The organism is Flavobacterium sp. GNP010 (assembly GCF_056428945.1).
The window spans coordinates 1-9,906 of the sequence record NZ_JBWJVK010000058.1; the positions used below are offsets into that span (position 1 = coordinate 1).

The following is a 9,906-nucleotide window of genomic DNA, read 5'->3' on the forward strand; positions in this document are numbered from 1 at the left end:
TTTTATCCCTTTTGAAACGCTAATTATTCTAAGGATAGTTATAGTAAAAAGTCCTGAGATTTTTATCACGCTTACGGATGGCAAAACGATTTAAAATGGCGCGAAGTCAGAGACATTCGCACAGCAGCCCGCAGTCTTTAAGTACTTTTTTTTTAAGGACACTTCGAGCAGCGGGGCTAGAACTGAATCTCGACTACGCTCGATTGGAAAAAGCTGCTAATTTTTGCGGGCCCAGATTGAAAACTAGCGATATCGAACCAACGAAGTAAATCCGGGCTAGTAGATATAGAAGAAGTCTTTTATTTAAATTCGATGTTGACTATGAAATAATGTGGAATATTAAAATGTTCCCCCAGTTTATCAGCTGCTATATTTGATTGTGCAACTTCACAATATGAACCCGAACCATCTTTGTGAATTGTTGGTGTTATAATGGCAAAAACTGCATTTTTTTTATTAATATCTAGGTTTAATTCTTTTTTTGTCCCAAAAAAATCTTTCAATGCATATTTTTCAGATTCTTCATATAATTTAAAGAATGATTTTTTACTTCCAAATTTTTGTCCTTTTATATAAGCCTTTAATTTTCCATCAGTCATTTTAAAAAAGAATTTTAAGGATTCTTTGTTGGAATCAATTTTAAAATAATCACTTTCAGAACCATCAAATAATATTGATGTGTTTTTCAATTTTCCGTTTTTGTATTCTTCTATGCTTACAGTAATAAATTTTCCATTTAATTCTTTGCTCTCTAAATTCAATCTTTCTATGTAAATATTCTCAAAGTCAATGAGACCTTGAATATCGATATTTTCACTACCATAGTTATTAGTCATTTTGACTTCGTTTTGGGCAAATGCGATATTAGACAACACTAAAAAGATCAATAATAATTTAATTTTTGTTTTCATTATCTTGTGTTTAAATTTTAATTTTTCATTGAGGTTACTCTTAATATTTCCCGCTCGGCGAAGTCTCCCGACTTCGACCTTTTCTTGAATGTTCTTGTTACACGTAAATCTAATAAAAGTCTCCCGACTTTTTCGTAGATGTCTTATTAAACTCAAATCGTCAAGTGCTAAATCATAATACTCCATTTTAAATAAAACCAAAAAACTACAAAATAATCCAAACTGTTACTTAGTATTTTTTTATCCCTTTTGAAACGCTAATTATTCTAAGGATAGTTATAGTAAAAAGTCGTGAGACTTTTATCACGTTTACGGATGGCAAAACGATTTAAAATGGCGCGAAGTCAGAGACATTCGCGCAGCTGCCCGCGATCTTTAAGTACGTTTTTTTTAAGGACACTTCGAGCAGCGGGTTTAAAATGGCGCGGTCAGAGACATTCGCGCAGCAGCCCGCAGTCTTTAAGTACGTTTTTTTTAAGGACACTTCGAGCAGCGGGGAAACTCAAAGTAAAAGTGTTAGAAAAAGTAGAAAAGAAGCCTTTTTTGCCTAAATGTCCGTGTTGCAAAACGGGCAATTTACGCCGCATAGCGGTTTTTGACCAGCGTGGTCCACCTGCATGGTATCTTGGCGGTGGCCAAAACTCCTTTCCCTGTAAAAGCTAATTTTGTGGGTAAGGGCACGTATGCCTAAACCCGAAACTTCGTCAAAGGAAAACACGTAAAAACCATCTTGATTTTACTTCACAAAAAAAGAGGACACTTAATCCTCTTGAAATTTACTCAAATAACTTTACGATAACTCCATAGTTCCTGCCCGTGACCGGTTCCGTTCAACCGGAGTTTCATTGTTTGGCTTGCAGCCGCAACGAAACTCTAGCTGTTGGCGGTAGTACATTCTATTGAAATAATTACTTTTCAAAAATTGGTTCAAATTTAGATTTTAAATTCTGGAATATTATATTCAAAGTAACAAGACCGAGTATAGTCATCATTAAATCAAGCCAATCAAATGTTCCTAAACCCTTAATAAGTTCTAATAATTCATATGCCAAAAGTAGTCCAAAGGTATAGAAGCTATAAATCAATAGTTTACGTTTTGACTCAATATAATTAAGGCTCTTATTTCTCAGACAAAATATAGGTAAAGCAAATGCGCACCCAAAACTAGGTATTATACCAAACCAAAATAATACAGTAGAATTTCCCTTAAAAAAAGGCCTTAATTCCATAGGTAAAACATATAAAGTCCACCCAAAAATGAATAATAAAATTAGAGGAAGACTTTTTTTATTCCTAATGCCTAATGCAGAAATTACAAGAATTAAAAAAAGGATTAAAACTATTTTACCAGTAAATTGTCCAAATTGATACATTTATAATTTTATTTGTAAATTTTTTATACGTTTCAAAAGTTTGTATTACCGCCAACTATAAAAAATGCGCAACTTTATTGCGCATATACACCCAAAACAAAGCGCTTTGTAGTTGCTTTATAACGCGTTATTTCATTGCTAATATACAAACTAATACTACAAAATGAGCTACAAGTTTATTGTTTTTGTACCATTTATCATGTAGTTTCGCGTGAAGGATGGAAGCGGCATCCTTTTATGGAGTTTACGGAATAAAAGATACAGCGGACAGCCTGACCCGGAGTTTTTACGTAGGGGCACGCCCAAGAATTTAGGAGAAAACCTCTTTTAAAACATCCAGTGATTTGGGTTTTCTAAAGCCATCCAAGTGAAAACTATAGTAATCAATCAGTATTCTTAAAAGGATTTGCCGTTCTATGACATGGAATATTTTTTGACTGTTGTCGAATTTTAAATCAATCAGTTTTTTAAACAAATTGCTTTCATGTTCCGTGAGCGAACTAACGGCATGAAAAGGTGTAAAAACACCTTCGATCATTTCGAAAAAAGGCATATCCAAATCCGAAGTATCGGGGTAAAAACCCAAATATTTGGTGGTTTCTAATAATAGAATTAAGTGAAAATTAGCTATTTCATCGTGGTTGTCTAGCCAATGTAATGCGGTTTCTAAAAAGGTAAAAAGTGATTCGTTTTCTTCCTCTTCATGAATGGAATGATGCAGCATTTCTGAAATGAACATCACCATTGTACTTTTGTAAATATCAGAATGAATGGAATGAAAAGCCGAAGCGATTTTTATTTCCTTGAAATTTTCTAAAGTGCCTTTGTTTTTATGAACGGCTTCGATTTCGAGAATGGTTAAGGGTTGGAAATAAGCAATTTTTTGATTTGATTTCCTTCCTGAAAAAGCATCCCGAACAAAATACGATTTCAAGCCGTGAGACAGCGTAAAACATTTTACAATCAAGCTTTTTTCTTGAAATTTTAAAGAGGAAAGGACGATGGCTTTTGTTTTTACAAGCATTTTTTTTGTTTAAAGTTTAAAGTTTAAAGTTTCAGATTGTAAAGACAAACCAGACTCAAAACCAAAAACAAATTACCTGATTATCATTACTTTTTTGACCTTGGTTTCCACGCCATCTTGTGCCGAAATAAAGATCATATACACTCCTGAGGCTACTTTGTATTTGCCAAAAGCGGTCGTATCCCATTCGATTGTTCCGCCCTCTGACGTAGTTTCGTACACTAAATTGCCTTCGATATCGGTGATCTTAATATTTGCTTTATTTAACAATCCAGCAACCTTAACAGTTCCCGTATATTCTGGTCGCACGGGATTTGGATACACATAAACTTTGCTTAAATCATCATTTGCTATCGTTGCAGTCCCTTTGAAAGAGACCAATCCTTTGGAAGTAGCAATAAAAACTTCGCCTGTGAGATTATTAATAGCAACATCATTAATCACATTGCTGGGTAGCGGCGAATTATTTATCGTAAAATGATACATGGTTTCCTGACCGTTTGGTGAGACTAAAAACAAACCAGAATCGGCAGTGCCAATCCACTTGTTATTAGCTCCATCAACAGCTATATCAGTAATAAACTGTTCGAATAATAATTCTTGAGCTAAGTTATCCTCTAAGATAATGATAGGATTCGCTTTCATTTGGTCTTCCGTTTGAAAATTTCCCACGTTGGGCAAAACCCGCAATCCTTTGGTTGTGCCTATCCACAACTGATTTCTGGTATCTATTGCAACGGTTCTAACATTTGCAGACGGTAAATTTCCCGTATCAGATCCTGCCGTTATTTTCTTAAATGTATTGGTACTTTCATTAAAACCAACCACGCCATCGCTATTGGTTGAAAGCCATTTTGTTCCATTTTTATCAATGGCTATAGTGCCAAAATTATTGTCATTTGGCGATGCTAAAATTCCATCCATGGCATAACTTTGCCATTGACCGTTGGTTTTCAAAACTTTTAATCCATTTTTTATTCGACTGTTTGTAACCCACAAGTTTCCTGATTTGTCAAATGCAGTTCCATTTATCCTAATGTCAATATATGTTGGACCCACAAAGGTTAACGATTCTAAACCGCTGTTCGTCTGATTGTATAAAATTTTTGGGATATCATTCTCTAATTTGAGTAATCCCGAGAAAAAAGAACTCGCATATACTTCATTTTCATTACTAGGATTCACAAGAATACGGGTCAATGATTGCGCGCCCAAAACATCTTTATAAGGAATATTCAACCAGCCATTGGCATTAAATTTACTGATTCCGTAACTATCCAACGGATACGGATTATAATCGGCTGTATAATCTCCATATACCGCCCACAAAGAAGTGGCAGTTGCTTGAAGCGAAAATATATTGTTCCGAGTAGGACCAAGCGGTGTTATATTCTCAAAAATCCCGGCACTAGACAATGCAGCCACAATCAATCCGTTTTCTTTTGTTCCAATAAAAACGGAATCCCCTATTATGGTGGCGCACGAGAAAAGTGGATTGCTATTCGTAATCTGATTGGAGTTTATTTGGCGCACTAATGCCATCTGATTGTTGTAAATATAAACACTATTCCTAGTAGTTATGATCAGATAATTATCGGTTGATCTTGCGTCAACAGCGGACTGAGGAAGAACAATAAAACCCACAAAAGTATTGGATACTGAATCAAATTTATGCACAGAACCTGCTCCATTGATAGCATACAAATCAGCACCAAAAACTAGTACACTAGACCAATTCCCTGTAGCTATAGTTTCCCATTGCCTGTAGTCTATCAAATTTTTATTGGTTACCGCCGCTCTACGAATACCACTATTTGTGGCTGCATAGATAAAACCATTGTACACTGCTGTTTGATTTACTATAATTTCGGCACCATTGTCACCAATAAAATAAGTATCCCCAAATTGCATAGTTGCCAAGTTGAATTGAACAATCCCAAAATCACAGGAAACGTAGGCGGTTCCGCCAATTTCCATGAAATGATTGATTTTCTTTATATTAGGAGGAAGCTGTTTATTGATAATATCTACAATGTTCAATAGCGTACCATCGGTCTCATTGATTGCAATTATAAGTCCATTTTCGTACCCTACCAAGGTTTTATTGCTTGCTGCGCTATAGTATAATGCAGAAATCGTTTGTCCCGAAAGACCATCAATGGTATTGGTAGTTTTGACTACGTTTGTTGTGAGATTCTTGGAGAATAAAGCATTTTCAGAAGCTGCAAAAACTTGTGTTGTTGATGCTGACAAATCTTTGATATCTGTGTATGAAAAATAACCTTGCCAAGACAAATTTTCCTGGGCAAAACTATTTTGGGTAAAAAATATCAGCAAAAAAAATAAAACGTTCTTTTTCATTATTAGCGCGACTGTTGAATTGCAAATATAAACCAAACGGAAGTCTTAGCATTTTGTTACATAAAAAAAAGCCTTTCATCTTATCCAGAATGATCTGGTCGATGAAAGGCTTTGAAAATTATTGAAGCTTTGTTTTATACCACTCCTTGAGCAAGCATAGCATCAGCAACTTTTACAAATCCAGCAACGTTAGCTCCTTTTACGTAGTTTACGTATCCTTCTGAATCGGTTCCGTATTTTTTACATTGATTGTGAATACCAACCATGATCTCTTTCAATCTACCGTCTACCTCTTCACTAGTCCAGTTCAATCGAATAGAGTTTTGAGTCATCTCTAATCCTGAAGCAGCTACTCCTCCAGCATTTGCTGCTTTTCCTGGTGCAAAAAGTACTTTCGCTTTCAAGAACAACTTGATCGCTTCTAGAGTGCATGGCATATTTGCTGCCTCCGTTACACACATAACGCCATTTGCGATTAAGTGTTTTGCATCCTCTTCGTTCAACTCATTTTGAGTAGCACACGGAATTGCAATATCAACTTTTACTTCCCAAACACTTTTTCCTTTGTGGAAAACTGCGTTTGGATATTTTTCTAAATAGGCTTCGGCTCTGTTATCACCTCTTGCTCTCATTTCGAGCATAAAATCTATTTTATCGCCAGAAATTCCTTCTTCGTCATAAATATACCCGTCAGGACCAGAAATAGTAACTACTTTTCCGCCTAGATCATTTACTTTTAAAGCTACTCCCCAAGCCACGTTTCCAAAACCAGAAATCGAAACTGTTTTTCCTTTAATTTTTTGATCGATGGTGTTTAGCATTTGCTCTGCAAAATAAACTACTCCGTAGCCTGTTGCTTCTGGTCTAATTAATGATCCTCCGTAAGCCAATCCTTTACCGGTCAAAACTCCTGTGAATTCATTTCTAATTCTTTTGTATTGACCAAATAAATAGCCAATTTCTCTAGCTCCTACTCCAATATCTCCTGCAGGGACATCCAGTTGTGGACCAATATGTCTGCACAATTCTGTCATGAATGACTGGCAAAAACGCATTACTTCAGCATCCGATTTTCCTTGTGGATCAAAATCAGATCCTCCTTTTCCTCCACCCATTGGCAAAGTAGTCAAGCTGTTTTTGAATACTTGTTCAAATGCTAAAAATTTAAGCACTGATAAATTTACAGTGTGATGAAAACGAATTCCACCTTTGTATGGACCAATTGCTGAATTCATTTGAATTCTAAAGCCTCTGTTTACTTGAATCTCCCCTTTGTCATCTACCCATGGAACTCGAAATATGATTGAACGCTCTGGTTCAGACATTCTTAAAAGTAGATTTTTGCCGTCATATTTTTTTTGCTCTGCGATAAATGGAATAACAGTCTCTGCAAATTCCCTAACAGCTTGTATAAATTCAGGTTCATTTGGATTTTTGGCTTCAACTTGAGCCATAAAATCATTTATTTTTAATGACATAGATTATTATAATTAATTAAGAAAACGATTTCGTTATAATTCACAAAGATACATTTTATAAAATATTCGGACTCCCTTTTTAATAATTTATAGATAGAATTATCTTTTTATTAGGCATTTTTAAACAATTGTATTTAGGATATCTTAATTTAAACGAATTCACTACCACTTTCGTAAGTAAATAAGAATATGACTGCTTATTTTTAATTTCTGTTTTTAACTATAAATGTACCTGATGTTTTTTATATATTTGTGAAGATTAGAAAGATACCTCCGATGATAAAACAAACAATCCTTCTTTTATTAATCTGTTTTGGATTTTCAGCTGATTCATATGCGCAATTTGATGGATTTTCGCATGAAATAGGAATAATTGCTGGGCCAATCGCTTTTCAATCTGATTATGGTAAGCGTAATGATTTAAAGACTAACGCTGGCAATACTGGAATAGGAATAGGAATTGTTCATTTTTTAAACTTCACGTACGATTCGAATTATAATTATACCTCAAGAACGTATTTTAATGAACATTTTAAATTAAGATCAGAGCTATCATTCAATAAAACGGAACTACAACATTTTGGAAAATATGTAGATCCCAAGAAAACCTCGCTTGATGCGCAACAATTACGAGCGATGTCTGGAAGTACATCAGTTGCTAATTTTGGCATGCAATTAGAATATTTCCCACTGAGTATTCGTGATTTTACAGCGGTTACTGGAAGTTTTGCTCCCTTTGTAAGTTTAGGTGGCCAAATTAGTTATTATGACGCCAAGGCTTCATCAACACTAGGTCCTCTGGGAACTCCTGCCACTACATTCCCAAAATATTTAACTCCGAGTGAAGGCCGACCTTTCGGATTTTCTACCGAAAAAAATACGGTCTTGTCCGTTGTAACGAGTCTAGGAACTCGATATAAACTAGATGATTCTGCCGATTTATTGGTAGATTTACGATTACAGTATTTCTTCTCCAATTGGGTGGATGGATTGAATCCTAATCCCGAAATTTATAAAGAAAACAAAGCAAATGACTGGTTGGTTTGGTTTAATGTGGGATACATTCGCTACTTAGACTAATACCGCAAAAAGTATAAAAAAATAAGCCCCAAGACTATTGTTATTAGCGTTGGGGCTTTTTGTATTTATTAAGCTAATGCTTGCTTCAAATCTTCTATTAAATCTGCAGCATCTTCGATTCCAACACTTAAACGAACCAAGTCATCAGTAATACCAATTTCTTTTCGTTTGTCTTCTGGAATGGAAGCGTGTGTCATCAGTGCAGGATGATTTGCCAGCGACTCTACTCCGCCCAATGATTCGGCTAAAGTGAATACTTTCAGTTTTTCTAGAAAATCAACAGCGTCTTCCTTTTTGCCAGAAACAAAAGTAAACGACACCATTCCTCCAAAACCGCTCATTTGTTTTTTGGCAATTTCATGATACGGATGGCTTGGTAATCCCGGGTAGTATACTGTTTTTACTTTTGGGTGATTGTTTAAAAACTCTACCACTTTCCCTCCATTTTCGCAATGTCTTTCTACACGCAAATGCAAGGTTTTTATTCCTCTAAGCACCAAGAAACTATCCATTGGTCCCAGTGTAGCTCCAGTTGCAAATTGTTGAAAGTGTAATTGTTCTCCAAGCGCTTCGTCTTTTACAATTAACGCCCCTGCAATAACATCAGAATGCCCTCCTAAATACTTTGTAGCCGAGTGCATTACGATATCAGCTCCTAGATCTAATGGTTTCTGCAAATAAGGCGTTGCAAAAGTATTGTCTACTGCAAAAAGAATTTTTTTCTCTTTTGTGATGGCAGCGATTTCTTGAATATCGGCCAATTTCATCAAAGGATTTGTAGGTGTTTCTACCCAAACCAATTTTGTATTCTCGTTGATTAATGACTTGAATTTCTCGATGTCATTCATATCCACAAAATGGAATTTTATTCCGGAATCCTTATAAATACGGGTAAACATTCTATAGGTTCCACCATACAAATCGTCCATAGCAATGATTTCGTCACCTGCTTTAAAAGAACGCAAAACACAATCTGTAGCGGCTAATCCTGATGAGAAAGCCAATCCACGAGTTCCATTTTCTATACTCGCCAAAGCATTTTCAAGTGCACTTCTAGTTGGATTTGCAGCTCTACTGTACTCGTAATCCGGATTTAAAGGCTTACCTGGACTAGTTTGTATAAATGTTGATGTTTGATATACTGGTGGCATAACCGCACCAGTACTTGGATCGTGATGCTGTCCGCCGTGAATAACCTTTGTATTGAATTTCATATCTATAAATTTATTGTTTTTTAAAGGTCATATGTAATTCGCATATTTTCATTGGTGCTTGCGACCAATTTACATTCATGCTCATTTCATATCTTTTGAATTTTAATGCTAAATAAAGTGACAAATTTACCCATTAATTTATTTTAACCAAGCCACAAGTTGATACCTTTGTATATAATTAACAATTATGAGATGAAACACCCTGTAGTTTTTGCTATATTCTTTTTTTTAATAACCAGTTGTTCGAATGAATTGACATTTAAAGACCAATCTTTTCAAAAAACAACAACTTTACCCTGCAAACAAAATTGCCCTGAAATAACTGTAAAAATTCCTGTTGCAAAAAACGACCTTATTGTAGCTGACAGCGTTAATAAAAAAGTGTTTTCGGTATTGAAAGAGATTGTTTATTTTGGCGAGAAACCATACACCTCAACAGATTACACAGGATTACTAGCCTCTTTT

At 35.3% G+C, this 9,906-nt stretch carries 7 protein-coding genes and 2 pseudogenes; 3 read left to right on the forward strand and 6 right to left on the reverse strand.

Features of this window, described 5'->3' with window-relative positions:
- Positions 1 to 299 precede the first annotated feature (299 nt).
- A complete protein-coding gene (locus AC061C_RS14645; protein ID WP_478291791.1) occupies positions 300 to 911 on the reverse strand; it encodes a hypothetical protein in 612 nt (203 codons plus the stop codon).
- 498 nt (positions 912 to 1,409) lie between these two features.
- Between AC061C_RS14645 and AC061C_RS14650 the strand changes: the two are divergent.
- Positions 1,410 to 1,574 (forward strand): annotated as a pseudogene (locus AC061C_RS14650) (IS91 family transposase); the annotation flags it as partial.
- Between the two features lie 245 nt (positions 1,575 to 1,819).
- Here AC061C_RS14650 and AC061C_RS14655 read toward each other — a convergent pair.
- From AC061C_RS14655 to gdhA, 4 genes are all read right to left on the reverse strand, one after another.
- Positions 1,820 to 2,284 (reverse strand): hypothetical protein, encoded by a 465-nt coding sequence (locus AC061C_RS14655; RefSeq protein WP_478291792.1) that lies wholly within the window; start codon positions 2,282 to 2,284, stop codon positions 1,820 to 1,822.
- Between the two features lie 310 nt (positions 2,285 to 2,594).
- The gene (recO, locus tag AC061C_RS14660) at positions 2,595 to 3,308 is read right to left on the reverse strand and encodes a DNA repair protein RecO (protein WP_478291793.1); all 714 of its coding nucleotides are present in this window, start codon (positions 3,306 to 3,308) and stop codon (positions 2,595 to 2,597) included.
- A gap of 72 nt (positions 3,309 to 3,380) precedes the next feature.
- Positions 3,381 to 5,669 (reverse strand): type IX secretion system anionic LPS delivery protein PorZ, encoded by a 2,289-nt coding sequence (gene porZ, locus AC061C_RS14665; RefSeq protein ID WP_478291794.1) that lies wholly within the window; start codon positions 5,667 to 5,669, stop codon positions 3,381 to 3,383.
- Between the two features lie 134 nt (positions 5,670 to 5,803).
- Positions 5,804 to 7,147, reverse strand: coding sequence for an NADP-specific glutamate dehydrogenase (gdhA, locus tag AC061C_RS14670; protein ID WP_309756852.1), 1,344 nt, complete (start codon positions 7,145 to 7,147; stop codon positions 5,804 to 5,806).
- A 276-nt stretch (positions 7,148 to 7,423) separates the two neighbouring features.
- On the opposite strand from gdhA, the gene AC061C_RS14675 reads away from it, so the two are divergent.
- Positions 7,424 to 8,227, forward strand: a complete 804-nt coding sequence (locus AC061C_RS14675; RefSeq protein ID WP_478291795.1) for a THC0290_0291 family protein — start codon at positions 7,424 to 7,426, stop codon at positions 8,225 to 8,227.
- 68 nt (positions 8,228 to 8,295) lie between these two features.
- Here AC061C_RS14675 and AC061C_RS14680 read toward each other — a convergent pair whose 3' ends face one another.
- A complete protein-coding gene (locus tag AC061C_RS14680) occupies positions 8,296 to 9,441 on the reverse strand; it encodes a cystathionine gamma-synthase (RefSeq protein ID WP_478291796.1) in 1,146 nt (381 codons plus the stop codon).
- Between the two features lie 192 nt (positions 9,442 to 9,633).
- Between AC061C_RS14680 and AC061C_RS14685 the strand changes: the two are divergent.
- Positions 9,634 to 9,906 (forward strand): annotated as a pseudogene (locus AC061C_RS14685) (DUF3298 and DUF4163 domain-containing protein); the annotation flags it as partial.

Excerpts from the sequence above, each read along its gene's own strand:
- recO (WP_478291793.1), bottom strand. The coding sequence starts at position 3,308 with ATGCTTGTAAAAACAAAAGCCATCGTCCTTTCCTCTTTAAAATTTCAA.
- gdhA (WP_309756852.1), bottom strand. The coding sequence starts at position 7,147 with ATGTCATTAAAAATAAATGATTTTATGGCTCAAGTTGAAGCCAAAAAT.
- porZ (WP_478291794.1), bottom strand. The coding sequence starts at position 5,669 with ATGAAAAAGAACGTTTTATTTTTTTTGCTGATATTTTTTACCCAAAAT.
- AC061C_RS14680 (WP_478291796.1), bottom strand. The coding sequence starts at position 9,441 with ATGAAATTCAATACAAAGGTTATTCACGGCGGACAGCATCACGATCCA.
- AC061C_RS14675 (WP_478291795.1), top strand. The coding sequence starts at position 7,424 with ATGATAAAACAAACAATCCTTCTTTTATTAATCTGTTTTGGATTTTCA.
- AC061C_RS14645 (WP_478291791.1), bottom strand. The coding sequence starts at position 911 with ATGAAAACAAAAATTAAATTATTATTGATCTTTTTAGTGTTGTCTAAT.
- AC061C_RS14655 (WP_478291792.1), bottom strand. The coding sequence starts at position 2,284 with ATGTATCAATTTGGACAATTTACTGGTAAAATAGTTTTAATCCTTTTT.